General features: G+C 46.7%; 23 protein-coding genes. 15 read left to right on the top strand and 8 right to left on the bottom strand.

From position 1 onward, the window contains the following. Positions 1–155 precede the first annotated feature (155 nt). From betI to choV, 6 genes are all read left to right on the top strand, one after another. A complete protein-coding gene (gene betI, locus EJ063_RS03160) occupies positions 156–752 on the top strand; it encodes a transcriptional regulator BetI (RefSeq protein WP_126572550.1) in 597 nt (198 codons plus the stop codon). 20 nt (positions 753–772) lie between these two features. After that, on the top strand, positions 773–2,233 hold the full coding sequence (gene betB, locus EJ063_RS03155) for a betaine-aldehyde dehydrogenase (protein WP_126572549.1): 1,461 nt from the start codon (positions 773–775) through the stop codon (positions 2,231–2,233). A gap of 20 nt (positions 2,234–2,253) precedes the next feature. Continuing rightward, positions 2,254–3,945: a choline dehydrogenase gene (betA, locus tag EJ063_RS03150; protein WP_126572548.1), complete on the top strand. Its 1,692-nt coding sequence runs from the start codon at positions 2,254–2,256 to the stop codon at positions 3,943–3,945. A gap of 37 nt (positions 3,946–3,982) precedes the next feature. Further along, positions 3,983–4,921, top strand: coding sequence for a choline ABC transporter substrate-binding protein (locus EJ063_RS03145; protein ID WP_126572547.1), 939 nt, complete (start codon positions 3,983–3,985; stop codon positions 4,919–4,921). 76 nt (positions 4,922–4,997) lie between these two features. Then, on the top strand, positions 4,998–5,840 hold the full coding sequence (gene choW / locus EJ063_RS03140; RefSeq protein WP_126572546.1) for a choline ABC transporter permease subunit: 843 nt from the start codon (positions 4,998–5,000) through the stop codon (positions 5,838–5,840). 2 nt (positions 5,841–5,842) lie between these two features. Then, complete coding sequence (choV, locus tag EJ063_RS03135; protein WP_126572545.1) at positions 5,843–7,030, top strand: choline ABC transporter ATP-binding protein; 1,188 nt, start codon at positions 5,843–5,845, stop codon at positions 7,028–7,030. A gap of 95 nt (positions 7,031–7,125) precedes the next feature. Here the strand turns inward: choV and EJ063_RS03130 are convergent, their stop codons facing one another. From EJ063_RS03130 to EJ063_RS03115, 4 genes are read right to left on the bottom strand one after another with little or no spacing between them, the layout of a single operon-like run. Beyond that, positions 7,126–8,433 carry a TRAP transporter large permease gene (locus EJ063_RS03130; protein ID WP_126572544.1) on the bottom strand — a complete coding sequence of 436 codons (1,308 nt, stop codon included), beginning with the start codon at positions 8,431–8,433 and terminating at the stop codon, positions 7,126–7,128. Then, positions 8,430–8,963 carry a TRAP transporter small permease subunit gene (locus tag EJ063_RS03125; protein WP_126572543.1) on the bottom strand — a complete coding sequence of 178 codons (534 nt, stop codon included), beginning with the start codon at positions 8,961–8,963 and terminating at the stop codon, positions 8,430–8,432. Before EJ063_RS03125 ends, EJ063_RS03130 begins: the two co-directional genes overlap by 4 nt. Before the next feature lie 2 nt (positions 8,964–8,965). Next, positions 8,966–10,027: a C4-dicarboxylate TRAP transporter substrate-binding protein gene (locus EJ063_RS03120; RefSeq protein WP_126572542.1), complete on the bottom strand. Its 1,062-nt coding sequence runs from the start codon at positions 10,025–10,027 to the stop codon at positions 8,966–8,968. Between the two features lie 45 nt (positions 10,028–10,072). Further along, positions 10,073–10,849, bottom strand: coding sequence for a cyclase family protein (locus EJ063_RS03115; protein ID WP_126572541.1), 777 nt, complete (start codon positions 10,847–10,849; stop codon positions 10,073–10,075). 290 nt (positions 10,850–11,139) lie between these two features. Here EJ063_RS03115 and EJ063_RS03110 point away from each other — a divergent pair, with 290 nt between their 5' ends. Together EJ063_RS03110 and EJ063_RS03105 are read left to right on the top strand one after the other, a co-directional pair. Continuing rightward, a complete protein-coding gene (locus EJ063_RS03110) occupies positions 11,140–12,813 on the top strand; it encodes an LruC domain-containing protein (protein WP_126572540.1) in 1,674 nt (557 codons plus the stop codon). A gap of 13 nt (positions 12,814–12,826) precedes the next feature. Further along, the gene (locus tag EJ063_RS03105; RefSeq protein WP_126572539.1) at positions 12,827–13,303 is read left to right on the top strand and encodes a hypothetical protein; all 477 of its coding nucleotides are present in this window, start codon (positions 12,827–12,829) and stop codon (positions 13,301–13,303) included. A 56-nt stretch (positions 13,304–13,359) separates the two neighbouring features. Here EJ063_RS03105 and EJ063_RS03100 read toward each other — a convergent pair whose 3' ends face one another. Then, on the bottom strand, positions 13,360–15,096 hold the full coding sequence (locus tag EJ063_RS03100; RefSeq protein WP_126572538.1) for an ABC-F family ATP-binding cassette domain-containing protein: 1,737 nt from the start codon (positions 15,094–15,096) through the stop codon (positions 13,360–13,362). A gap of 423 nt (positions 15,097–15,519) precedes the next feature. Between EJ063_RS03100 and EJ063_RS03095 the strand changes: the two genes are divergently transcribed. Beyond that, positions 15,520–16,095 (top strand): type II secretion system protein, encoded by a 576-nt coding sequence (locus EJ063_RS03095; protein ID WP_126572537.1) that lies wholly within the window; start codon positions 15,520–15,522, stop codon positions 16,093–16,095. An 87-nt stretch (positions 16,096–16,182) separates the two neighbouring features. Here EJ063_RS03095 and EJ063_RS03090 read toward each other — a convergent pair whose 3' ends face one another. From EJ063_RS03090 to EJ063_RS03080, 3 genes are all read right to left on the bottom strand, one after another. After that, positions 16,183–16,659 carry a GNAT family N-acetyltransferase gene (locus tag EJ063_RS03090; protein ID WP_208640350.1) on the bottom strand — a complete coding sequence of 159 codons (477 nt, stop codon included), beginning with the start codon at positions 16,657–16,659 and terminating at the stop codon, positions 16,183–16,185. A gap of 48 nt (positions 16,660–16,707) precedes the next feature. Further along, the gene (locus EJ063_RS03085) at positions 16,708–17,052 is read right to left on the bottom strand and encodes a rhodanese-like domain-containing protein (RefSeq protein ID WP_126572535.1); all 345 of its coding nucleotides are present in this window, start codon (positions 17,050–17,052) and stop codon (positions 16,708–16,710) included. Between the two features lie 67 nt (positions 17,053–17,119). Next, entirely contained in the window at positions 17,120–18,007 is an 888-nt protein-coding gene (locus tag EJ063_RS03080) for a LysR family transcriptional regulator (RefSeq protein WP_126572534.1), read from the bottom strand. A 155-nt stretch (positions 18,008–18,162) separates the two neighbouring features. On the opposite strand from EJ063_RS03080, the gene EJ063_RS03075 reads away from it, so the two are divergent. The 6 genes from EJ063_RS03075 to EJ063_RS03050 all read left to right on the top strand — a co-directional run bounded on the left by EJ063_RS03075 (position 18,163) and on the right by EJ063_RS03050 (position 25,464). Further along, positions 18,163–18,561 (top strand): RidA family protein, encoded by a 399-nt coding sequence (locus EJ063_RS03075; protein WP_126572533.1) that lies wholly within the window; start codon positions 18,163–18,165, stop codon positions 18,559–18,561. A gap of 66 nt (positions 18,562–18,627) precedes the next feature. Then, the gene (locus EJ063_RS03070; RefSeq protein WP_126572532.1) at positions 18,628–20,088 is read left to right on the top strand and encodes an aldehyde dehydrogenase family protein; all 1,461 of its coding nucleotides are present in this window, start codon (positions 18,628–18,630) and stop codon (positions 20,086–20,088) included. Positions 20,089–20,168: 80 nt separating this feature from the next. Beyond that, the gene (locus tag EJ063_RS03065; protein WP_126572531.1) at positions 20,169–21,158 is read left to right on the top strand and encodes a membrane dipeptidase; all 990 of its coding nucleotides are present in this window, start codon (positions 20,169–20,171) and stop codon (positions 21,156–21,158) included. Positions 21,159–21,297: 139 nt separating this feature from the next. Beyond that, positions 21,298–22,905, top strand: coding sequence for a BCCT family transporter (locus tag EJ063_RS03060; protein WP_126572530.1), 1,608 nt, complete (start codon positions 21,298–21,300; stop codon positions 22,903–22,905). A gap of 94 nt (positions 22,906–22,999) precedes the next feature. Next, positions 23,000–24,736, top strand: coding sequence for a hypothetical protein (locus EJ063_RS03055; RefSeq protein ID WP_126572529.1), 1,737 nt, complete (start codon positions 23,000–23,002; stop codon positions 24,734–24,736). Continuing rightward, complete coding sequence (locus EJ063_RS03050) at positions 24,733–25,464, top strand: DUF3726 domain-containing protein (RefSeq protein ID WP_126572528.1); 732 nt, start codon at positions 24,733–24,735, stop codon at positions 25,462–25,464. Before EJ063_RS03055 ends, EJ063_RS03050 begins: the two co-directional genes overlap by 4 nt. The last annotated feature ends 46 nt before the right edge of the window (positions 25,465–25,510 follow it).

The following is a 25,510-nucleotide window of genomic DNA, read 5'->3' as shown; positions in this document are numbered from 1 at the left end:
TTTACCGAGTCAGCAGCCTAACTTGAATTATTAGTACTAGCAGGTGTTATGACGTTTCTAGATCGGTTTTTTAGATAAATAATTTGAGATCGAAAGGGTTTTGAGGCATTTTATATTTAATTGAACGTTCAATAAAAAAAGAAAAGGGATACAAAATGCCGAAAGTTGGCATGCCAGAAATACGGAAACCTCAGCTTGTTAAAGCGACGATGGCGGTGATTGATCGTGTAGGTTTGCATGGCGCAAGTATTGCGCTGATCAGCAAAGAAGCCGGTGTTTCAACGGGGATCATTAATCACTATTTTGGTGGCAAACATGGTCTGCTCGAAGAGACGATGCGAGAGATCTTACGTCAGCACTCGGCTACTATCATGGCAAAGCTTGCTGAACTGCCAAAAGAGGCGCATCAGCAGCGTATCCTTGCGATTGTTGATGGCAACTTTGTTGGCTTTCAGGCTGAAAACCAAGTGGCTAAGACATGGTTGGCGTTTTGGTCATATTCTATGCATGACGATAAGTTGAAACGTCTTCAGCACGTCAACGAGAAGCGCCTGCTATCCCACCTTAAAATTGAACTTAAAGCGCTGCTGAACGCTCACCAAGCCGACGTTGTTGCGCATGGTATTGCGGCTTTGATTGATGGTATCTGGCTACGTGGAACGCTCAACCCACAAGGCATTGATGCAGACAAAGCACGGGAGATCATCAACGATTATCTCGACAAGCAACTTACATTCTACTCCCTAAAATAACTTCAAAGTCAGATCTTCAAATGGATATGAAAACACTATTTATCGATGGAAAAGCACAGCAGGCCACGTCTGGTGAAAGCTTTGTTACATATAACCCAGCTAATGGCGAACCTCTGGCAACGATTGGATTAGCGAGTCAGCAAGATCTCGAACAAGCCATCGAGTCTGCAAAAAAAGGTTTTGCGGTGTGGTCGTCAATGAGCCCAACTGAGCGCAGCCGTATTTTACTTAAGGCAGTCGCGCTGCTTCGTGAGCGTAACGATGAGCTGGCTGAGCTTGAAGTGGTAGACACCGGTAAGCCGCTGCAAGAAGCGATGGAAGTGGATATTGCCACTGGCGCAGATGTTATCGAATACTTTGCCGGTTTAGTACCCGCGATGCAGGGTGAGCAGCAGCCACTCAGTGAAAGCCAGTTTTTCTATACTCGCCGTGAGCCTTTGGGTATTTGTGCTGGCATCGGCGCGTGGAACTATCCCATTCAAATTGCGATGTGGAAATCAGCGCCAGCCCTAGCGGCCGGTAATGCGATGATTTTCAAGCCATCAGAAGAAACGCCGCTGAGTGCGCTAAAACTAGCGGAAATCTTCACCGAAGCTGGATTGCCAGATGGCGTGTTCAACGTTGTTCAAGGCGATCACCGTGTAGGGCAAATGCTGACTGCGCACCCACATATTGCCAAGGTGTCATTTACGGGGGAATCAGGTACAGGCAAACAAGTGATGGCCGACAGCGCGAAAACACTTAAACAAGTGACGATGGAGCTGGGTGGTAAGTCACCAATGATTGTGTTTGAAGACGCTAAGCTCGATGACGCTGTTTCAGCGGCAATGGTGGCAAACTTCTATACCCAAGGTGAAGTGTGTACCAATGGCACACGAGTGTTTGTTCATGAATCGATTTATCCGCAGTTTATTGAGCAGCTAAAAATTCGCACTGAAAAGCTGATCGTTGGTAACCCAATGGATATGGCTACCCAGATTGGCGCGCTGATTTCTAAAGACCATTTGAGCAAGGTACTTCAAGCGATTGAGAGTGCAAAGCAGAGTGGCGCAACGTTACTGACTGGTGGCTATCAAGTGACGGACAATGGTCTTGAGACTGGCAACTTTGTGGCCCCGACCGTGTTTGTCGATTGTGATGACAGTATGCCGCATGTGCAGCAAGAGATTTTTGGCCCAGTTATGTCGGTGCTGACTTTCAATGATGAAGACGACGTCATTAAGCGAGCTAACGATACCGATTATGGCCTAGCAGCAGGTGTATTCACTCAAAACTTATCTCGTGCTCATCGCGTTATTCATCAAATGCAAGCGGGCATCTGTTGGGTAAATACGTGGGGTGATTCTCCTGCAGAAATGCCTGTCGGTGGCTATAAGCATTCTGGTATTGGTCGCGAAAATGGCCCAGAAACCCTGAAACACTATACCCAGACTAAGAGTGTCTTAATTGAGCTAGGCGATTACGCCAGCCCTTACACCTAACCAAATCACGGAGAGATTAAATGATGGAACGCTACGATTATATTATCGTCGGCGCGGGTTCGGCCGGCTGTGTGTTGGCGGATCGGTTAAGCGAAAGTGGTCAGCACAAGGTGTTACTGCTTGAAGCAGGTGGCACGGATAAGAGTATTTTTATCCAAATGCCGACTGCGCTTTCTTACCCGATGAACAGCGAAAAGTACGCTTGGCAATTTGAGACCGTGAATGAACAAGGCCTTGATGGCCGTCAGCTTCACTGTCCACGTGGAAAGGTCTTAGGTGGCAGCTCATCGATCAACGGCATGGTCTATGTTCGTGGTCATGCTTGTGATTTTGATGAGTGGGAAGAGCAGGGTGCTAAGGGTTGGGGTTATCAATCTTGTCTGCCTTATTTCCGCAAAGCTGAAAGTTGGATTGGTGGCGAAGACGACTACCGCGGTGGCTCAGGACCTGTCGGGACTTGCGGTGGTAACGACATGCAGCGTAATCCTCTTTACCAAGCCTTCATTGATGCCGGAAAAGATGCCGGTTATCCAGAAACGTCTGACTACAACGGCTATCAGCAAGAAGGTTTTGGCCCAATGCATATGACGGTCGATGGCGGTGTGCGAGCTTCTACCTCTAACGCCTACTTAAGACGTGCATTGAAACGTTCTAATCTCACCCTTATCAAAGGCGTGGTTGCTCGAAAAGTTATTCTAGAAAACAAACACGCTATTGGCGTTGAGTTTGAAAAATCAGGCATTGTAAAACAAGCCTTTGCCAGCAAAGAAGTGATTTCAAGTGCGGGTTCAGTTGGCTCTGTTCAATTGCTACAACTGTCTGGCATTGGCCCTAAAACTGTCTTGGAACAAGCCGGTGTTGAAGTGGCTCATGATTTACCTGGCGTTGGGGCAAACCTACAAGATCACCTCGAAGTCTACTTCCAATACCACTGCACGCAGCCGATCACTCTTAACAGCAAATTAGGTTTGATCAGCAAAGGGTTGATCGGAACGGAGTGGATTCTGACTCGTAAAGGGTTAGGGGCGACCAACCATTTTGAGTCGTGCGCATTCATTCGTTCGCGCGAAGGGTTGAAGTGGCCAAATATCCAATATCACTTCTTGCCAGCAGCGATGCGTTACGACGGTCAAGCAGCCTTTGATGGCCATGGTTTTCAGGTTCACGTTGGCCCGAACAAGCCCGAGAGCCGAGGTTCAATCGCCATTACATCTGCTGATCCTCATGCGAAACCAAGAATCGAATTTAACTACATATCGACCGAGCAAGATAAGCAAGATTGGCGCGATTGTATCCGCTTAACCCGTGAAATCTTGATGCAACCTTCGATGGATAACTATCGAGGTGAAGAAATTCAGCCGGGTAAAGAGATCACCAGTGATGAAGCTATCGATCAGTGGGTGAAGGAAAACGTTGAAAGCGCCTATCACCCATCATGCAGCTGCAAAATGGGCGCAGATGATGACCCAATGGCGGTGCTGGATGAGACGTGTCGTGTTCGAGGTATTCAAGGTTTGCGTGTGGTGGATTCGTCCATCTTCCCTACGATTCCAAATGGTAACTTGAATGCGCCAACCATCATGGTGGCCGAACGTGCAGCCGACATGATTTTAGGTAAACCGATGCTTGAGCCTGCGAATCAGCCAGTTTGGATTGCTCCTGATTGGCAGCAAAAACAACGAATTAATGCTCCAGCTAGAGAGCTAGATTAATCCCCCTTAAGTCAGTAACCATTACAAGGAAAACACCATGTCTATGATGACAAAAACACTCTCGACCATCGCTCTTAGTAGTTTAGCGATGAACGCTTATGCCAACCAATGTGAAACGGTACGTTTTGCTGATGTTGGTTGGACAGACATTACGGCAACCACAGCTGTGACCTCTGAGTTACTTAAAGGGTTAGGCTACAGCACCAAAACAGATCTGCTTTCTGTTCCTGTCACGTACTCATCAATGGCGAACGGTGATATCGATATCTTCCTTGGCAACTGGATGCCAACCATGGAGGGAGATATCGCTAAATACCGTGAAGCTGGCACCGTTGAAACGGTTCGTGCCAACTTAGAGGGTGCGAAATACACGTTAGCTGTACCTAAGTATGTTTACGATGCAGGTGTTAAGAGCTTTGCTGACCTAGCGAAGAACGCAAATAAATTCAAAGACCGTATCTATGGTATTGAACCGGGCAATGATGGTAACCGTCTGATCCAATCTATGATTGACAGTGATGCTTTCGGCTTGAAAGAGTTCAGCCTTGTAGAATCAAGCGAAGCGGGCATGGTGTCTCAGGTATCACGTGCTGTACGTCGCAATCAATGGATTGTCTACCTAGGCTGGGCACCGCACCCGATGAACAGCAATATTGAGATGGCTTACCTAGACGGCGGTGATGACTTTTTTGGCCCGAACTACGGCGGTGCAAATGTTTACACCAACGTACGTAAAGACTATCTAAATGAGTGTCAAAACGTAGGCAACTTGCTTAAAAACCTAGAGTTTAGTCTAGAGATGGAAAACGAGCTGATGGAAGCGATTCTTAACCAGAACGTGAAACCTGCGAAAGCGGCTCAGCAATGGCTAAAAGCGAATCCACAGCAAGTTGAAGCGTGGCTAGACGGAGTGAAAACTCTGAAAGGCGAAGAGGCTCAAGGCGCTGTAAGCAACTACATCAACTCTAAAGCTTAACGCGCAATATCTAGGGTGGGCATGAGGCCTACCCTTTCTCACACGCTAAAATAATCATTACCACAAAGGCTGTATTGTGAATTTTATTACTGACAACAAAATCCCACTGGGTCAATGGATGGAAGCAGGCGTTGATTGGTTAACGTTTAACGCTGCGGGCCTATTTGATGCGATTGCCATCTTTCTAGAGACAATCATACTTTTTGTTGTCGATATTTTTAAGTGGATGCCCCCTGCCATGCCGATCGTGATGACGGCGGCCATTGCATGGTACTTACACCGTAGCATCCCGCTTGTTTTATTTGTTATTGGTGCACTGCTCACCATTTTAAATCTTGGCTACTGGCAAGAAATGCTAGAAACCTTTGTTCTGGTTTTCGCAGCGACAACGATTTCTGTATTAATTGGCGTACCTCTGGGCATCATGGCGGCGCATCGCCCTTGGTTATACACCATCATGAGGCCGATTCTGGATTTGATGCAAACCGTGCCGACGTTTGTCTACTTGATCCCAACCTTAGTTCTATTTGGTCTGGGCATTGTGCCAGGGTTAATCTCGACCATTATTTTTGCTATCGCGGCGCCAATTCGACTGACCTATCTTGGCATTACTAAAGTGCCAGAAGAGTTAGTTGAAGCAGGTAAAGCCTTTGGTGCAACGCGTATGAAGTTGTTGTTTAAAGTCGAGCTACCAGCAGCAATGCCGAGCATTATGGCCGGAGTCACTCAGTGCATTATGCTGTCACTGTCGATGGTGGTGATTGCGGCTCTTGTCGGTGCAGATGGCTTAGGGAAACCGGTTGTTCGCGCTTTGAATACGGTGAATATCTCACAAGGTTTTGAAGCGGGTCTAGCGATTGTTCTTGTAGCGATCATCCTCGATCGTCTGTGTAAATCACCAAATCAAAAGGAAGCTTAACGATGGATGCGATTACGATTAAAAACCTTGATGTGGTGTTTGGTGATAAACCTAAGTTGGCACTAGACCTGTTAGATAGCGGTAAAACTCGCCAAGAAATCATTGATGAAACCGGGCAAGTCGTTGGGGTTGACGATGTTTCTCTTACTGTCAAAGAGGGCGAGATTTGTGTACTGATGGGGCTATCGGGTTCCGGTAAATCGAGCTTACTTAGGGCGGTAAATGGTCTTAATGACATCTCTCGTGGTTCATTGGAACTGAAAGATGGGGATGTTCACGTCGATCTCGCTGATTGTGACGATGAAACGTTGCGCCGCCTACGTACTCATCGTGTGTCTATGGTGTTTCAGAAGTTCGCTTTAATGCCTTGGTTGACGGTATTGGATAACGTGGCATTTGGCCTAGAACTCCAAGGTGTCGGCAAATCTGAGCGTCGTAAAAAAGCTCGTGAACAGCTTGATATGGTCGGCCTTTCTGAATGGGAAGATAAGTTCCCTCACGAGCTTTCTGGCGGTATGCAGCAGCGTGTTGGTTTGGCTAGAGCCTTTGCTATGGATACGGATATTTTGTTAATGGATGAGCCGTTCTCTGCGCTTGACCCTTTAATTCGAGCGCAGCTTCAAGATGAGCTCATCATGCTACAAGAAAAGCTTAACAAGACTATTTTGTTCGTTAGCCATGATTTAGATGAAGCTCTAAAAATCGGCAACAACATTGCCATTATGGAATCTGGACGACTGATTCAACATGGCAAGCCAGAGGAGATCATCTTAACTCCTGAGAACGATTATGTGCGTGACTTTGTTGCTCATACTAACCCGTTAAACGTGCTCAAAGGGCGCTCACTAATGCAGCCAGTTGATGAGCTAAAACAAGAGCAAAATCGACTGCAAGTGTGCTCCGCTCAGCCAGTTTGGGTTGACCAATCGAGTAATGAGTTGTCACTTGTGAAGGGCGATGATTTAACCTTGATCGAATGGGATAGCGAAAGCGGCGACATCGAGCAGGTCAATCAAGGGTCGATTGTGGTCACTAGCCCTGATATCGGAATGCGTGAAGCCATCGAGCTGAAAAAGCGCAGCGGTCAACCTATCTTGCTGGTTGAGAATGGTGAGTTAGTTGGCGTTCTCAACGACAGCGAGTTTTATGATGCGCTACTGGGTAACTATAACACGCAGCAAGCGGCGTAAAAGAGCATTAAGTCAGGTTCTCCGTGATTAAGGGGGAGTGACATATTTTAACGTGCTGATAGACATAGCATCAGCACGTTCACTTTATCGTCACCCTAAAGCAGCATAGTGGTTAAATTCGGAAACGCTATGATGATGCCTAAAGTGATAAGCATGATCAAAGCAAAAGGGGCTGCGCCCGCGAATATGTCAGAGGTGCTAACTGAGCTATCATTGAGTGTCGATTTGATTACGTAAACTGACAAGCCAAAAGGTGGCGTGAGAAGTCCAATTTCTACTGCGAGCACAGTGACGATTCCAAACCAAATGAGGTTCACGTCAAGCTCAATCACTATCGGTAAGATAAGTGGAAGTAGGACCAACATAATGGACGACGAATCAAGCAGAGTCCCCATTAAAATGACTGCAGCCACATAGGCTAAAATGACGCCCCAAAACCCGATGTCAGCTTGACCTATCCATTCGCCGAACTCTGCGGGTAATCCCGACATAGACAGCATCCTTGAATACATTTGCGCTGCAATGATTAGGAAACCAATACTGGCGGTGATTAAACCGGTCTCATTGAGGACTGATAAGCAAACTTTCCAACTTAGCGCTTTTTTTATCAAGCCCACAATAAAAGCACCTAAACAGCCAATAGCTCCTGCTTCTATTGGCGTAAACAAACCGAGATATAACCCTCCTAAAACCACTACAATTAAGCCCAATATTGGAACAATCTTGGCTAGCAACACGCGTAACCCTATGTCACTTTGAGTCTCAATTGATATCGGTTGCCCTGCAAACCTAGGGAACATCACGGTGATAACCACTACCCCAAAGCAAAACAATATGGCTAGAAGCAAACCTGGTACTACTCCCGCTAAAAATAAATCACCCACGGATTGGTCGGCTAGGAATCCATAGAGAATGAGTAAAAGGCTAGGTGGGATAAGCATGCCCAAAACGGAAGAACCAGCGACGATGCCTGTTGCAAAGGATTTGCTGTAACCGTGCTTAGTTAACTCGGGGACCGCGATCTTTGTAAATATGGAAGCGGAAGCAATGGAAATTCCGGTAATGGCAGCAAATAGAGTGTTTGCGCCAATTGCCCCGACGCCTAATCCACCTTTTACACGCTTAAAGAGCAAGTTAGCGACATCGAAAGCGTCTCTTCCGATTCCTGAGGCCGCGATGAGTAACCCCATCAAGACAAACAAAGGTATTACGCCAAAATGATACGTGGAGATCGAGTCATAGGCAGAGATTGCCAGTAACTTCCCTGCTAACGTCGGGGTGCCTTTAATTGCCCAAACGCCAATGTATGAACAAAGCATCAGTGCTATGGATACGTAAAAACCGCTGTAGACTAAAACGACCATTGCTAAAAGAGTAGCAACGCCAATTTCTAACGGACTCATGTTCTTTCCCCTCTTATGCTTAATCTCAGTTCGTGGGCATTAAGCAGGGCACTCAACATAAATTGTAAGAGCAACATGAAACATCCGATTAAGATGATGAGTTTTATCGGCCAAACTGGAGCGGTAAAGTCGCCAATTGATCCGATAAAGCTGTTTCTATCCCAAGCTTTGATAAAAAATGGGTAGCTGGCTGAAAGTAAACAGCCAGCCATAAAACAGGCCACAAGGTTGAATAGGATGTTGATAGCTAAGCTTGCTTGAGGATAATGAGAGCCTAGTTTGTTCAATAGTGCATCGGAACGAGTCAACTTTCCCTGTTGAACGGCGTATGCCACTTGAAGGAATACAATGGCAACAATTGACATACTGACCATTTCTGGCACACCTGATAGTGGTGTGCCAAATAGGTTTCGTCCCATGACATCAGTGTTGATCACAACGGCCATAAAGATAATTAAGATTGAACCAGTTAGGTTCAATGTTTGTGTGGTTCTGTTGACGATAAGGGATACTTTCTCTAAAGGCTGCACAGCTATTCTTGATCCCAGTTTCGTGCAGGCTGCACGCCGTTTTCTCGCATGGTATCTAAATAGGTTTTCAAAACTTGGGTACCGGCTTTTCCTTGCTGATCAAGGTGAGCTGCCCATTTTAGTGCGACGTTATCCATCCCGTTGACCCAGCTTTGTTGAAATTGCGAGTTTATGGTGGATACAACTGCACCATTTTCAACCATTAGGTTCATTGAACTTTCAATCGCTTGCGTAAGATCTTGGTGATAAGCGATTCGTTGAGCGTTAGCTGCACTCTTTAGTGCTAATTGAACTTCTTTCGGTTGGGAGTCAAACCAGTCTTTGTTGGCGACGATGCTTCCTGCATATTGAGCCCCAAATCCTACCTTAGATATATATGGGGCGACTTCGTACAGTTTGCTTGGAACCGCAGCGGTAGCAAAGACAATCACACCATCATATACCCCGGCTTTTAATTCGTTGTAGTACCGAGTTAAATCCCCTGAAACAGCGATCGCACCTGTTCCTTCTAGCCAGTTAACTGCTGGGCCTGGAGCGGCAATTTTTTTGCTTGCTAGGTCATCCATTGAGGCTAAAGGAAAGCGGGTCATCAGCAGGTATTCGTCGATCCCCGTTGCTCCACCTAAATACTCTACCCCGTTACTGTGCCACTCATTGATCATATCTTTGTTTGAGTGATTCAGGCTATCGATAAGGCTAGAAATTTCAGTGACGTCGTTAGAAACAAAAGGAGTGAAATAAGTGACGTTTTGTAGCGGTAGTTTCGAAGACTCAAACAGTGTAGAGACATAACCGACTTCGGCTAACCCTTCCTCTGTTGCTTCTAATACGCTGCCAACTTTGGCTAATGAGCCGCCATAATGTTGGGACCAAGTGAACGTGTACTGTGTTCCATCAAGCTCATTGTTTGCTGCAGGTATGAATGTATTTTCTAGGTGTTTTACCCAACGAAAGACAGGGGGATGTCCCGCAACGATGGTGGCGTTAATGCTGTCTGCGAATACGATGCCTATTGAACTGAACGAGGCGGCGGTTATTGCAAATAACTGAATGACTTTTTTCATACTGACAAGTTACTCTTAGGTATTAAAATTCTGAATAGTTGAAGGTTAATCTTCTATAATTGCCACAGCTCGTGTCCAACCTGCTGAGGCCCCTCGGATTTTGACTGGGAAGCAAGAAACCATAAAACCGCTATCTGGCAGTGATTCAAGGTTGTGCAGTTTTTCTAGGTGGCAATATTCCATCTCTCGACCGGCTTTATGGCCTTCCCAAATGATCGAAGCATCCTGAATTTCTTGGTATTTCTGAGCCGTATGACTAAACGGGGCGTCCCAGCTCCATGCGTCTGTACCTGTTAATTTCACCCCATGGCTCAATAGAAACAGTGTGGCGTCTAATCCCATGCCACAGCCACTCGATACGTAATCGTCATGGCCATAGCGTTCACCTGCTCGTGTATTCACTAACACAATATCCAGTGGTTCTAGGGTGTGATTAATACGCTTAAGCTCGTTGATGACATCTTGTTTAGTGACGACGTATCCGTCGGGACAGTGGCGGAAGTCTAGTTTTACGCCTCGTTGAAAGCACCACTCTAACGGCACTTCATCGATCGTGATTGCTCGTTCTCCTCGGTTCATTGTGGAATGAAAGTGATAAGGAGCGTCAAGGTGGGTTCCGTTGTGGGTATTGAGTTCCACTTTCTCCATTGCCCAGGCTTCACCATCCGGTAGGTCTTGCTTTTTCAAGCCAGGAAAGAACGGTTCGATTTGAGAAAACGTTTCATGGTGGTTGAAATAGTTGATTTTTGGCTGATAGCCAATGGGATCGGAGATGACGTCGTTCTCCAGAAAAATAGATAAGTCGATGATGCGCCTAGCCATATTTACCTCTCTAATGGAATTGTGGACGGTAAAGTAACATGTGCACACAGTTTAATAAATAGGCAGTTTAATAAGATACAAGAGATGATTGTTATCCACCTGAGTGATACTTGTGCTAAGTAGGCTTATTTCCTTTTCTTTTATTTCTAATCACTTTGCCTATCAGCTTCATTCTCAAAATGATAATGACATAAATGTGATTGTAAGTGACTGTTTTTGATGGGTACTAATTAGGCATCATATTTGCGTTACCCCTTACAACCAAGGATTCAGTTGACGAGGGGAATAACATGAAGGCAGCGAAACTTATAGCGCTAACCAGTTGTTGCGTATCGATAACGGGCTACGCACTTACGACTAGTGATCTATCGTTTGAATCAGGCAGTGCCAACTCCAACTACACCTACAAGGGTCAGCCGTTAGAGACAACCTCGATTGCAGACCAGTTACCCCAAGACACTCTCACCAATGTCTATTCAATGCTTCCAGAAGGCACGTATGTGAATACCGCATTTATTGCCGAAGATCGCTACTCCAATATCGATATTGATGATGAACTTGGTGGCGCTGATTATGCGACTGCCTCGGTGACCTTTCTCAACGAAGGTGCAGGGTATCGCAACACCCTTGGGTATTTCGTTTATGACACCAATAGTCCTCCTGCCAGCAAAGATGACATCGACACTCACATGGTTATCTTCCCAAATGCGTCGAAGGCTCCCGATGGTGATATGCAAGAGGGTGACACCATCGACCTGGACGTTCAGCTGACGGCAGGGCAAACGCTGGCATTTTTCGTTATTCCAAATGGTTGGAGTGCCAGTACATACAACAACATCGCCTACCTTGGTCCTTGGAACACACCTTTCTATAGTCTTTCTAGTTTGAACCCGGAAACCACTGCGACTTATCGCAGGCATAATGTCGCTTTTTTGGACATCCAGAATGAGTTCTTAGTACTCGGCTTTGAAGATATTAAACGCCCTAGCGGTGACAACGATTTTAACGACTTGATCTTCACCGTGGACATTTCGCCTTTTTCGGCCGTAGATGGTGTCAATACTGACGGTACTACTGACTCGAAATATGAAGTATTGGTGCAAGAAAACGACCCAGAAGTCACGGTTACTTCGGTTTACCCAAGTTCCGATACCTATGCCACAATGGCGTTCGAAGATCGTTGGCCGTTGGTGGGGGATTATGACTTCAATGATGTTGTGTGGCGCTACCGAGTGACGGAGCTTTTAAATGGTCAGCGTGAACTCAAAACCATTACGGTCGATTACACACTGCAAGCCATGGGAGCGGGTTACTCAAATGGCTTTGCTGTGAAACTACCGAATGTGGATTCATCCAACGTCGCTTCTGTTACAGTGACCAAAAATGGTCAGGCCGTTGAACACACGGCATTACAATCTGGTAGCGAAACTGTGTTAGTGGTGTCGGAAAATTTACGTGCCGAGTTGGATGCTCTCGGAGTGTTATCAGCAAGCTGCACTTTCTATCGTACTCAAAGCAACTGCCTAGATGAGCAAGCGTCAGACATTCTTAGTTACCAACTGGTGGTGGAACTGACAACGCCCGTCGCCCGAGACCAAGTGGGTTATCCGCCTTATGACTCGTTTATCTTTGCGGCGAAAGGGACTTATCACGGCAGTTTTGTTCTGACTTTCCCGGGCATGAGTTGGCAAACTCACTTCAAGGCATTCTCAGGTACAGGGGATATGAACAATGCCCTGTTCAATCTTCATGATGATGCGACAGGTGGAGCTAAGTATTTCCTGACCAACAACAATATGCCATGGGCTATCAATATTCGAGATGAGTGGGAGCACCCAACCGAGAACACCGATATCAGCCACGCTTATACAAGCTTTGCAACTTGGGTGACGAGCAGTGGTGAAACAGACACCAATTGGTATAACACGCCAGCGAATGGCAAAGTCATTTCAGCAACACAATAGTAAGGAGCCAAACATGAATATTTCAAAAAAACTTCTTTCCATCATGTCGGCCTCCACGTTTATTTTGGCTTGTGGAGGCGGCGGTGGTGGCGATAGTAGCGGTGGCTCAGGTTCTTCTGCCACTCCAGCGCCAGCCCAAACGGCATCGACAGAGCTTATTGATACTCAAGATATTGTGGCGCAGAGTGATTTTTCATTCTGTATTGGCGATAAAATTACGCTATCGATGAATTACCAAGGTACAGCTGACGGCGCTTTGCATCTCTATACTAAAGCAGCGTTTACCACCGAAGATGGCGTTGAGATTGCTGACCCTACGTCTCGGATAACCACCATTTATCCAACTCAAACTAATCAGGTCGAGTTAGAGGTGAATGGTAACTGGAGCAAACTCTATGCACAGTGGGTGCCGATGAGCGCCAGTGAACCGGAGCAGAATTGGGTTATTTCATTGAATCAGTCCAACAAAAACTACCATCTCGATTTTTGATACTGAACGGTTCTAAGTAGAGCTAAAAAAGCCGGAGGAAGTCTCCGGCTTTATCGTTACAGCTGCGCAGTGATTTCCTCTATCTCTTGCTGCCATTCTCTTTGCATAGCGGGCTTTTGATGTTTAGGTTTTCGTCCTAAATCCGCTTCCAGCAAGCTTTCTAATTCCAAAAGTCTTTCCAGTATTTGCTCTTCAGACTGGTCATCGGAGCCCGCTACGGCTTCTATTGCTACAGCATCGTTTGCATGATGAGATATGGCAGATTTGGGCGAAGTGTCAGTCAAACGTTGATAAACTTCTTCTGCAGTTAAATACTCCGTTAGCGAGCCGTTTTCGATAAACCAAAAGCGGTTACAGCTTTGTTCAATAAGACTTCGGTCATGGCTTACCAATAGCGCAGCACCTTCGAAGTTTTGTAGCGTTTCAATCAGCTCTTCTTTGCCTTCCATATCCAAATGGTTGGTTGGCTCATCAATAAACAGCATGTGATAGCGAGCTAGAGTGAGACCAACAAACAGCAGTCTTGCTCTCTCTCCGCCACTTAGACTTTCTACCCTCTGATCGTGCCTAGGATATTCGAAACCTGCGCCAATCAATGAACGTTTGGCTTGTTCACTGCTGATGCTGGCAAACGACTGCAGCGCGTCAGTAATTGACTGATTGTCGTCGAGTTGCTGTAAGGATTGATCGTAATAACCGAGTCGACAGCGATCATGGAAAGTTACACTGTCTAGCTCTGTACTGACACCTGCTTGAACAGCATCATATTGACGATAAAGTAGGTTTAGTATGGTTGATTTGCCACAGCCATTGCTGCCCAATACGGCAATTCTGTCGCCACTCTTTACTCGCATTGCCGCCATATCAAACAAGTGATAATCACTATTTGGTGGCATCACAGAGAAAGGTATCACTTCAAGTAAGCGGTTTGCAGGCAGAGATTCACCGTGAAGCTGTAAAGTCCATGGTGTGCCTTCGGTCAGCTCGGTCTGTTCTTCCTCTAAGCGTTCTTTTCTGGCGAACATGGTTTTGGCTTTGCGGGCAAGATCTTCGTTGTCGTAGACTTTGCCCCAAGTTGCTAAACGCTTGGCGCTTTTCTCGATACGATCAATCTCTTTTTGCTCACTGGCATGGCGCAGTTGGTCGGTTTCATCTTTCTCTGCGAGTGCTTGTCTCGCTTGAGAGCAAGGGAGAGAGAAGTGATGAAGCGACCGATCACGCATAACCCAAGTGGTGTTGGTCACTCTATCTAACAAGGTTTGATCGTGTGACACCAAAACGAACGAGCCTTTCCAGTTCGAAAGGAATTGCTCAAGCCAAAGCAGCGATGGCAAGTCCAAGTGGTTACTTGGTTCATCCAAAAGCAGTAAATCTGGCTGGTGGATGATCGCACGTGCAAGTAACAGCCGCATTTGCTGACCGCCACTGCAGTTATCTACTGGCATTTGTTGCTCGGCAGTCGAAAAACCGAGTTCATCCAATAAGAGTTCTGCTCTCCAAATCTCGTCTTCCGATAATGAATCGGCTAAAGCATCCAAAACGGAATGGGTACTGAGTGACGCAGGTAAATGCTGCTCAACATAACGCATTAAGCAAGAACTGGCTTTGGCAACGGTGCCTTGGCTAGGTTCAAACTGACCGCTAAGCAGTTTGAGTAGGGAGCTCTTACCACAGCCGTTATGGCCGATAAGACCGATTTTGTCGCCACGATGGATCGCAAACGTCAGGTCTTTAAAGATAGGTATTGCAGTGTGAGAAAGGGTTAATGATTGTGCAGTTAAAAAAGTACTCATAATGTTCTCAAGAATTTTGGGCGTGAAAAGCCGTTGTCATAGCTGACAATAATTCTTCGAGCTTGAGGGAAAGTACTCGGGTGACGTGTTTCGTCGAAAGGTAATTATTCGCTCAAGTCGAGATTATCGCAGCGCGAAATCTGAAACTCTTGAGCGGACTTTCATGCCATAAAAGCGTGGGTTGATTGAACACCACAAAGACATAATTCCTCCTTGAATTGATTGTAAAGTGTGAACACTTTGGGTTGATGAATGGCAAAGAGTCTATCTCGGAACGCTTTTAAGTACATAGGTTAGGGATGAAAAGTGTCATGAAGATCGCAAATTATGTGCGCATTTGTGGGATTATGTGTCGATATTCATTTTGAAAACGATGAGAAAGCCGTTAATGTGCTCGCCCATGACAATGAGTGAGAGACTGATATGAAACGTTTTATTCAACTGCTGGCCGTCTTGGCCTCTGTAGTAATCGTAATGGGATGCTCATCTCCAGACCAGGATGAGTTAGCGAATGAGCAGCAGCAGGTCGTAGAAGAGCTGCAATCCATGCTGAATGCTGCAGTTCAGTACCAGAAAGATACAGGTCAGCCACTGCCTATCACGTCAGATACCGATGTGGCATTTGGCTATTTAGCCATCGATGATTTGATTGAAGACCCAGGGATTGAGGGGTGGCAAGGGCCGTATTTACCTTACAATAATGACTGGTTTGGCTTCGAACAGTATGTCTCGCACCCTGACTATATCGCCGCTCAACTTCTTGCTAAAGAAGAGGTGGAATGGAGTAAAGGCAGCACCCCTGAAGGATGCAGCGAAACCTCTTCGTCATGCAGAATGTCAGCGTGTATTTGGAGTGTCCCTGAGGCGGTAGCAAAGGGAATCAATGAGCAGTTGGACGGTGTGATAAATGACAGCGAAGTGGACAAAACAGGTATGGTTCGCTTTGAAGGCGGATTGGTGTGGATTGTGTGCATGGTTGGTGACGATTATTCACTTTAGCGGGCAAAGCTATTCAGAGGAGATGCCAAGTAACGCCTCGGCATCTCTCAATCGACTTATTTCAAGCAGTTCTTATTCAAGCTAACTCTAAACTGATGAATCGGTCGGGATGACAACATTACGAGCGACCATCAATACTTCATCCGCCGAGTATAGATTGGATATGGTGGTTTCAACTTCAGCCCCTATTGTGCTCTTATAAAGTTCTTGGGCGTAATTGTCTGCCCTTGTGGTTACCAATATGTGCTTTAAAGTCGAACCTTTAACAGCAAGTTGCTCTGTTACAAGAGGTAAAGACTCTACAATCAGGCGTCGACCAATCCCCATCCCTTGTTTGTTAGGCATGACTGCGAGCTGCTCTAATTCCAATACGGCTTCTGGCCTAAAGCCACTTTTTTGCATCCAAATAATGTAACCGACAATCTCACTTTCGATCTCAGCTACGTAAATTAAGTAACGTGGGAAGGCGTTGAAATTACACTCTAACCATTCTTTTGAGTGCTTTTGTCTTACAAATGCAGATTGATGGACTAAGGCCGCTTGGGCTAAATCATGGTCCGTCATCAAACGAATAATCATATAAATTTCCTATCTAAACTGAGAAAGCTAGCTCTATTTAGATTGCTGAATTTCGACTAAGCCACCGGCATTGTGCAAGTTAGTAAACCCTTGTTGAGTCAGGTATTGAAAGGCCTTTCCTGAACGATTACCGCTGCGACAGTAGAGAACAATTTGAGCGTCTTTATCGATGTTAGCAAAATGCTTGTCTAGCTCAGACAGTGGGTAGTTTTTAGCATTGTCTAAATGGCCATCGGCAAATTCTTGCGGTGTTCTAACATCGACAATCAGTGCGCCTTGTTCAATCCATTCCCAACCAATCTCTGCTCGTTCTGTTGCGAAAACCGGCGAGGCTAGAAGTGCTGCTGAGGTGAAGAATGCTACTAACCACTTTTTCATTATTCATGTCCTTATTGATATGCTGATTCAAGCATAACGGTTTAGCGATCGTTTACCGAGATAAGATTCACATTGCTTTGTCGTAGTTGAGATACTCGATGCATAAATCATGAAACGCTTGAGCTTGAGGCGATATGGTGCGATCGCTCAAGGTGAAAATACCAATCTGTCTTTCTAAAGGTGGGTCGATCAGCGGTATCCAAACCAAGCGAGTTTCATTGGTCGGAAAGGCAAGCTTAGGTAAAGTGGTTACGCCAATCCCGAGCTCCAATACCGAAAACAGTGAGGTAATGTTCTCGACTGAATAAAGCGCTTGCTCACTGAGCGCTCTAGCGGGTGTGGGATCGAGGAGGGTACAAGTGCCATTGCGAATAAATGGCTGTTCAAGCAATGTTTGCCACTCTATGCCTTCTGGATGCTCGGCAATTGGGTTATCTTTCAGGCAAACCACACCAATGGGGTCTGAGAGAAGCGAGGTGAAGTTTATCCCGCCTTCATCGAGGTGAGAGGGGTTACCGAGCGCTAAATCCACTTCACCAGAAAGTAGCCTCTCTTCCACCCCCGCGGCGTTATCATCAATAAGGCTCACTTCTACATTGGGGAATTGTTCACTGAATGCGCCCAGTACACTAGGGATGAGTTTGGCCGCCACCGAAGGCACGCTCGCAATTCGTACACGCCCCTGTTGCCCAGCGGCGGCAGCTCTTAAGTCGTTATCGAGAGCACTATAGATATTCAGAAACTGGATTATTTTCGGTAAACATATCTCACCAAATGGAGTCAGCTTTGCTTTGTTACCTGCTTCAAATAGCGGTTGTCCGAGGATCTTTTCCAGCTCTTTGATTGAAGTTGATAATGCAGCCTGAGAGCGATTCGCCCGGTGTGAGGCTGCTCGAAAACCGCCTTCTTCTACCACCATCACAAAATGCATTAATTGTTGAAGCTTGATACTCATCTGACCACCATTCCAATCCCTTTGTTTCTCTGATGTTATTTAGAGTGATAAAAAAAACTTATCAAATGTAAAAAATTTACCGTTAGATTTATCAAGTGTCAATGTGCATGATTTAACCATCTTGAAACAAAGTCGTTACAAAGGTTGAAAGGCACGTGAATACTCCAACAAAAAAACACCCAGTAAAAACCGCTCTATTTGCTTCAAAAGCACCGCTTGAATGGGCAGTTGTCAGTAATGGCACTTTGTACACGGCGCAAATCCCAATTGATGATACAGGTGCTGTTGTTGAAGGTGGAATTGAAGCGCAAACACGCCAAACCTTTAACAACCTAGTCCACACCTTGGAGTGTGCGGGTGAGTCTCTTGATTCAGTGCTGCAAGTGCTGATTTATGTCACCGACCGCGAATATCTAAAAACGGTTAATGAAGTGTATGCCGAGTACTTTGAAGCGCCATACCCAAACCGCGCCGCTATGGTCGTCGCGGGTCTAGCGCGTGAGGAAATGTTGGTCGAGTTTGTGGTTTATGCCTCAGCAAGCCAACCAGAGTAATAACAACTAACAATAAGAATCGAAGCTGATTGATGTTGTCAGTCAGAACTGAACAAGGAAAGAGCAATGACTTTTATAAATAACGTTCAAGCAGAAAAGGCCCTTTACATTGGTGGTGAGTGGCAAGCGGGTGTCGATACCATCGCGAACATCAACCCATCGGATATCAGCGAAAATCTGGGTAATTTTGCTCAAGCAAGCCAGTCACAGGTAGAGCAAGCAATTCAAGCCGCTAAGCAAGCACAACCCGAGTGGGAAAAGACTCCAATCGAGCGCAAGCAAGCGGTACTGCAAGCGATTGGTGATGAGCTGATTGCCCGCTGTGATGAGCTTGGCACGCTGCTGTCGCGTGAAGAAGGTAAGCCTTTTGCTGAAGGTCGCGGTGAGATTTATCGTGCGGGTCAGTTCTTTCAATACTTTGCAGCAGAAGTACTACGTCAAATTGGTGATAACGCAGCGTCTGTCCGTCCAGGAGTCTCCGTTGAAGTGACTCGCGAAGCTGTTGGCGTTATCGCCATTATCTCTCCTTGGAATTTCCCGACAGCAACCGCTGCCTGGAAAATCGCACCTGCACTAGCGTTTGGTAACAGCGTGGTGTGGAAACCAGCCAACTTAACCCCAGCAAGTGCGGTTGCGCTGACTGAGATCATTCACCGCCAAGGCCTGCCTGCGGGTACGTTCAACCTTGTGCTGGGTAGTGGCTCTCAAGTTGGTAATACTCTAATCAATTCAAAACAGGTCAATGGCGTGAGCTTTACTGGCTCTGTCGATACCGGTCGTAAAGTGGCGGCGGCTACAGCGCCAAACTTTGTCCGTTGCCAACTCGAAATGGGCAGTAAGAACGCGCTAGTAGTTGCCGATGATGCGGATATCCAAATTGCGGTTGAAGCGACCATTGCGGGTTCGTTTTCTGGTGCAGGTCAAAAATGTACCGCTTCTTCTCGTTTAGTGGTTATGGATGGTATTCATGATGCGTACGTTGAAGCACTGATCAAACGTATGAGCGAACTGAAAGTGGGTCATGCACTGGAAGAGGGTATCTTCATGGGGCCAGTGGTTGACGGTAATCAGCTCGATGCCAACTTTGCATGGATTGAGAAAGCTCGTCAAAGCGGCGCCGAATTGGCCTTTGGTGGCGAGCGTTTGAACCTTGAGCATGACGGTTACTACATGTCGCCAACTCTGTTCCTGAATACGCAAAATAGCTGGGAAGTGAACCAAGAAGAAGTCTTTGCGCCGATGGCGAGTGTGATTCGAGTCGCTGATCTCGATGAAGCGATTAGCGTGGTTAATGATACTCGCTTTGGCCTAACGGGCGGGATCATCACCCAAAGCCTGCGCAACAGTGCGATCTTCAAACAGCAAGCTCAGACAGGTTGTGTGATGGTCAACCTACCAACCGCAGGGACTGACTACCACGTTCCATTTGGTGGGCGTAAAGAATCTAGCTTTGGTCCACGTGAGCAAGGTCAGTATGCGAAAGAGTTCTATACCGTGGTGAAAACTGCTTACCAACGTCCTTACTAACAGGATGAGGGAGCAGAGCCGTTCTGCTCCCGACTCGATAAGAAGTGATTAAAGGGACAGGGAAAGATTAAGGAGTGGTTATGTACCAAGAACGGATTGTGATCGATGGGCTGCAGTACTGCAATTGGGATCGTGAATATTTTCAAACCTTGAAAGCGAGTGGAATCACCGCAGTTCACGCAACGATTGTCTATCACGAAAACGCGCGTGAAACACTGACTCGATTTGCCGAGTGGAACTTACGCTTTGAACAAAATGCCGACCTGATTATGCCAATCTATTCGATGGCTGATGTCGAGACGGCTAAAGCGCAGGGCAAAGTAGGCGTCTTCTTTGGCGCGCAAAACTGTTCTCCGATTGATGATGAAATTGGCCTAATTGAAGTTATGCGACGCCAAGGCCTGTTGATTATGCAGCTGACTTACAACAACCAGAGCTTACTGGCGACGGGCTGTTACGAGCAAAACGACTCAGGTGTGACTCGGTTTGGCAAGCAAGCGATCGAAGAGATGAACCGCGTCGGCATGATCATCGATATGTCCCACAGCGCCGAGCGCTCAACACTTGAAGCGATTGATCTCTCTTCTCGTCCTATTTGTATCAGTCATGCCAACCCTACGTTTGCTCATGATGCGCTGCGTAATAAATCTAATACTGTCATTCAGGCACTCACCCAGCGTGGTGGTTTGATTGGCTTTAGCTTGTACCCATTCCATCTGCCCAATGGTAGCCAATGTAGCCTTGATGATTTTTGCCAAATGGTGGCGAAAACCGCAGACCTATTCGGGGTTGAACATCTTGGTATTGGTAGTGACCTATGCCTTAACCAACCACAACAAGTGTTGGAATGGATGCGCAATGGCCGCTGGTCGAAAGCGATGGATTACGGCGAAGGCTCAGCAAGCAATTCTGGTTGGCCTGACGCTTTGCCATGGTTCAGTGGCAGCAAGGGGATGGAAAATATCTACAACGGGTTAATTCGCCATGGGTTCAGTGAACCTGAGGCGGGACAAATACTGGGTGGAAACTGGTTTAACTTCCTTCAAGAAGGTCTGGAGCCCATTTCATAACAGTGCATTAAGTCAAAACAATGCATGACGTAACGCCCTAAACATGGAAAAGCCTACTCATAAAAAAACTACAAGGTAGGTGTTAATTCAACTTTGCTGCGAGTTGTCGGCTGCTGCAAAACAGTTCTGGAGTCAGAGTATGTCTGATCTAACCAATAGCATGAAAGCGACCACGATGAATGTGTCGTCGGGTCAATCGAAAGCAACACAACAATCATCCAACACCAGTGTTGAAAACTCACCGGATAAGTTGGGATTAAGTAATCCTGCACTTTGGTATAGCGGCGGCTTTATCGCGCTATTTGTTGCCTTAGCGCTCTACGATGGTGAGCTACTCTCTTCTATCGTTAATGCTGGCTTTGGTTGGTCGGTGGAGGTCTTCGGGCCTTACTGGCAAATCCTACTTCTTCTCACTTTTCTTATTGGTCTTGGATTAGCGGCAGGGCGAACAGGCAAAGTGATTTTAGGTGGCACAACTCAGCCTGAAATGGATGCATTCCGTTGGATGGCAATCATCTTCTGTACGCTACTGGCTGGTGGCGGGGTGTTCTGGGCGGCAGCAGAGCCGATTGCTCATTACGTTAGCCCTCCACCTCTGTATGGCGCGCAAGACAACCCGCAACAAGGGGCGGTCAACGCACTGTCACAATCCTTTATGCACTGGGGTTTCCTAGCTTGGGCGATTGTCGGCAGTTTAACTTCGATTGTTGTGATGCATCTTCATTATGACAAGGGCTTACCACTAAAACCGCGTATTCTTCTTTATCCAGTATTGGGCGAAAGAGCGCTCAAAGGCCATACCGGCGCACTGATTGATGCGTGTTGTATTATCGCGGTTGCGGCGGGCACCATTGGTCCGATTGGCTTCTTAGGCTTGCAGGTTAGCTACGCGTTAAACGCTTTGTTTGATATTCCCGATGGCTTTACTACTCAGCTGATTATCATCCTATTTGCGATTGCTCTTTACACACTTTCGGCGCTGAGTGGCTTAAACCGCGGCATGCAAATGCTAAGTCGCTACAACGTGATCCTAGCTATCGCTCTGATGATTTATATCCTGCTATTTGGTCCAACTGACTTTATCTTCAATGGCTACATTCAAGGTGTCGGCAGCATGCTAGATAACTTCATTCCAATGGCGACTTATCGCGGTGATGAAGGTTGGTTGAGCTGGTGGACCGTATTCTTCTGGGGTTGGTTCTTAGGCTATGGGCCAATGATGGCTATTTTTATTGCCCGTATCTCTCGCGGCCGCAGCATTCGCCAAATCATCTCTACTATTAGCATTGTTGCGCCGTTAACTACCTGTTTCTGGTTCACCATTGTCGGTGGTTCTGGTCTTGCATTTGAAATTGCTGAACCGGGCAGTGTGAGTAAAGCCTTTGAAGGGTTTAATTTGCCAGGCGCGCTATTGGCGGTTACTCAGCAGTTGCCTCTACCGATGCTGGTTTCGATTTTATTCTTGATTCTCACCACGATTTTCATTGTGACCACAGGTGACTCGATGACTTACACCATCAGTGTGGTGATCAGTGGTGAAACAGAGCCGAATGCAATTGTTCGTACCTTCTGGGGTGTGGCGATGGGTATCACGGCGCTAATCCTTATCTCATTAGGCTCAGGTGGAATCTCAGCCTTGCAATCTTTTATTGTGATAACTGCCGTTCCTGTGTCGCTGATTTTGCTGCCGTCACTTTGGAATGCGCCGCAAATCGCAATCAAGATGGCTAAAGAGCAAGGTCTTTAAACAAATCCAATAACGATGAGCTTGTGCAGGACACTCCCCTACACCTGCACAAGCTCCAATTATTCTTACAATAAAAAAATAGGTGGTGAGCAAAATGGATGCACATCGTTCTACTTACACTGAAAACCCGCTACGTGATGCAGCCATCGTGATGACGCCTGACAGGCTAGGTGCAATGCACCAAAACCGAATCAGCTTTGTGCGCGGTTTGATTCGTAAAATGGCTCAGCAAGAGTGGCAAGTCACTAAGCATGACTGGCACCTGTGTCCACGTGGTTTTGGCCATGTTATCTATAAACTGGCGACACCAAACTATGTCTATCATTTAGTGGTATTTTGTGACGAGATCGCTGACGAAGAGCGCAATGATCGCGTTATTGCTGAAAAATGGGATGTGACCTTTGCCTTAGTAAAGGGCGATGTTGACGTTACGTTACTCGAACAGTTAAGAGCGAATGTGCCGCTACAAGAAGCGGGCCGTAATCCAAATAATGTGTTGGTTTTAGCTCGTGCTAATAAGAGTGTTCGCGTGTTTGAGCACATTGTCAGTGCGTTGGCGAGCGGTGAGCAACCAGAGCCTAAAGAGCTGGCTGAAGTAGGCTATATCCTCCGTACCACCGCGGTTTACGGAAACGGTAAATTTGGCATCGCTGATTTTAAGTTGCTGGAAGATAACCCAGACTTTAACCAGTCATTTAGCGCTCAAATGTGCGCGGTCTATATACTGCGTGAGTTCAGTTTGGACTGGGTACATTACTTAGCCGAGCAACAAGGTGGTGATAAAGCGCTTATGTTGCACAAAGGCTTGCAGCGTTACCTCGGGGTGGGCAATGCGACAGGTTTAGGTATGGCACCTTATCTTATTAATCACCCTTGCATCGTCGATCAGTGGATGACATCAAGAGAGCGTGCAGTGGCTGAAGTGTTAGCCATGCCTTGTGATATGCAGTTTGAGCAACCTCTGAATGCGTTGTTGGTCAAAGCACTGCGTCACTTAGAGCAGGTCATTACCATCAATGAACATCAAGACCATTTGAATCAACAAGCATTTAGCGATATTGAGCTGTTGATTGAACGTTTGCCGCAAGTGATGACTTGTGAGTCAAACTGGAGCGCAGTTCTCAAGCAAGCAGAGACCATGAGTTTGGAAGCCCAAGAAATCCTGACTTCATGCTTGCTTGAGCTTTATCCGACGCTGGTGGATAAGTACGAAAATCAAATGAACACCAGCGAAACGCTTGCGATCCCTAGTGGCAAGAAGGTTGAAGAGTTGGTTAGCTTGATGAAGCAAAAATATCAGTGGGCAGTAGAAGCCGATTACTCGCTAAGCGAGAACAACTACTGGTTCTGGTATCGCTCACAAGATAAAGAAGAGCCAAGGCTTGGTGTACGCGGTGAAGAAATCGGTGAAGAGCGAGAGCTACCATTGGATATTGGCCGACAAGCGAATCGTTTGTACTTAGCATTGACTCAATGCCCGCAAGAGATGAGTGTGGCGGAGTTCTTACTCCAGCATCCTCAATATCGCGCGATTACTCGCCGTGTTTGGACGCTAGGTTGCAGAGAAATGGGTGACATCCAAATGAATGTGTTGCGCCAAGATGCGCTGCCCATGCACCTGCTACGCTGCAAACTGGCGGTGTTTGGTGCAACCAAGTTTGATCCTAGATCTGACCGTTGGGTGCGAGTGACTTTCTTCCAAGGTGCTCCGCTACTCGAAGAGATTAACGACCCTAACTACTGCGATACGTGGATTTTCCCAATTATGCCGAGCGCACAAGAAGTGGCTCAAAGTGATAATCAGACAATCAATGGAGGGATTGCATCATGATCGTGTCTCACAATGAACTGGTTGCAGCGGTCAACAAAGCCTTCTTGGGTATGCGTCGCCACTGTGGTGAAGCGGATGTGATAGCCAATATGGTCGCTGATCTTCAGATGGTAGGGCTCAATGGAGTTAGGCATTTTAACAATGCCAGCCAGTTTCTTAGCCTAGATTCAGATTGTGCGGTTTCGATTCAGAATCACAAGCCGGGTCGTTTTGAGGTTGATTTTCATGGCGGTAGTGTTGCTTGTCATCTACCAGCTGTGTTGGACTTTGCCCTAGAGAATATGGTCGAATCCAAAGCGGTCACTATTACGCTTAAGCAGTGTCACAACCGCTGGTTAGCATACAGTGAACTGGTGCGATTGGCGGCGAAAGGCATAGCCTGCCGCGCGCAGTGGGTGAATGGGACAAGTCCGAAGCGCGCCTTGTACGTGCTTAACCGTGGCTGCGTGGCGCCAGAGGTTTTCTTCTCTGACCAATTAGCAAGCGATCATAGCGATTTCCATTCCATGACCATCGAACTTGCGACACAAGACTTTGATGTTGCCGAGAGCTCGGAAGGCTATGCGATTCACATTGACAGTGCAGAGCTAAGCCGAGCACAAAAGAGCTCTTGGGAAGAGGGAATCTTCGTTGAGGACAGTGAGTGGGAAATGCTGAAGCAAACTGCGACCGTGTTCTTAGTTGAAAACAGTGCTCGCTCAATCCAGGGGGCGGGTGAGTTGGTTTAACTGCATTTAATTGTTTGAAGAGGCTGCCTTGTGCAGCCTCTTTTTT

This window comes from Vibrio aquaticus (genome assembly GCF_003970385.1).
Taxonomy (GTDB): Bacteria; Pseudomonadota; Gammaproteobacteria; order Enterobacterales; family Vibrionaceae; genus Vibrio; species Vibrio aquaticus.
The sequence above is the reverse complement of the archived record's forward strand: the minus strand, read 5'-3'. Positions and strand labels throughout refer to the sequence as shown.

Excerpts from the sequence above, each read along its gene's own strand:
- betI (WP_126572550.1), top strand. The coding sequence starts at position 156 with ATGCCGAAAGTTGGCATGCCAGAAATACGGAAACCTCAGCTTGTTAAA.
- betB (WP_126572549.1), top strand. The coding sequence starts at position 773 with ATGGATATGAAAACACTATTTATCGATGGAAAAGCACAGCAGGCCACG.
- betA (WP_126572548.1), top strand. The coding sequence starts at position 2,254 with ATGATGGAACGCTACGATTATATTATCGTCGGCGCGGGTTCGGCCGGC.
- EJ063_RS03145 (WP_126572547.1), top strand. The coding sequence starts at position 3,983 with ATGTCTATGATGACAAAAACACTCTCGACCATCGCTCTTAGTAGTTTA.
- choV (WP_126572545.1), top strand. The coding sequence starts at position 5,843 with ATGGATGCGATTACGATTAAAAACCTTGATGTGGTGTTTGGTGATAAA.
- EJ063_RS03130 (WP_126572544.1), bottom strand. The coding sequence starts at position 8,433 with ATGAGTCCGTTAGAAATTGGCGTTGCTACTCTTTTAGCAATGGTCGTT.
- EJ063_RS03120 (WP_126572542.1), bottom strand. The coding sequence starts at position 10,027 with ATGAAAAAAGTCATTCAGTTATTTGCAATAACCGCCGCCTCGTTCAGT.
- EJ063_RS03115 (WP_126572541.1), bottom strand. The coding sequence starts at position 10,849 with ATGGCTAGGCGCATCATCGACTTATCTATTTTTCTGGAGAACGACGTC.
- EJ063_RS03110 (WP_126572540.1), top strand. The coding sequence starts at position 11,140 with ATGAAGGCAGCGAAACTTATAGCGCTAACCAGTTGTTGCGTATCGATA.
- EJ063_RS03105 (WP_126572539.1), top strand. The coding sequence starts at position 12,827 with ATGAATATTTCAAAAAAACTTCTTTCCATCATGTCGGCCTCCACGTTT.
- EJ063_RS03100 (WP_126572538.1), bottom strand. The coding sequence starts at position 15,096 with ATGAGTACTTTTTTAACTGCACAATCATTAACCCTTTCTCACACTGCA.
- EJ063_RS03095 (WP_126572537.1), top strand. The coding sequence starts at position 15,520 with ATGAAACGTTTTATTCAACTGCTGGCCGTCTTGGCCTCTGTAGTAATC.
- EJ063_RS03090 (WP_208640350.1), bottom strand. The coding sequence starts at position 16,659 with ATGACGGACCATGATTTAGCCCAAGCGGCCTTAGTCCATCAATCTGCA.
- EJ063_RS03085 (WP_126572535.1), bottom strand. The coding sequence starts at position 17,052 with ATGAAAAAGTGGTTAGTAGCATTCTTCACCTCAGCAGCACTTCTAGCC.
- EJ063_RS03080 (WP_126572534.1), bottom strand. The coding sequence starts at position 18,007 with ATGAGTATCAAGCTTCAACAATTAATGCATTTTGTGATGGTGGTAGAA.
- EJ063_RS03070 (WP_126572532.1), top strand. The coding sequence starts at position 18,628 with ATGACTTTTATAAATAACGTTCAAGCAGAAAAGGCCCTTTACATTGGT.
- EJ063_RS03065 (WP_126572531.1), top strand. The coding sequence starts at position 20,169 with ATGTACCAAGAACGGATTGTGATCGATGGGCTGCAGTACTGCAATTGG.
- EJ063_RS03060 (WP_126572530.1), top strand. The coding sequence starts at position 21,298 with ATGTCTGATCTAACCAATAGCATGAAAGCGACCACGATGAATGTGTCG.
- EJ063_RS03055 (WP_126572529.1), top strand. The coding sequence starts at position 23,000 with ATGGATGCACATCGTTCTACTTACACTGAAAACCCGCTACGTGATGCA.
- EJ063_RS03050 (WP_126572528.1), top strand. The coding sequence starts at position 24,733 with ATGATCGTGTCTCACAATGAACTGGTTGCAGCGGTCAACAAAGCCTTC.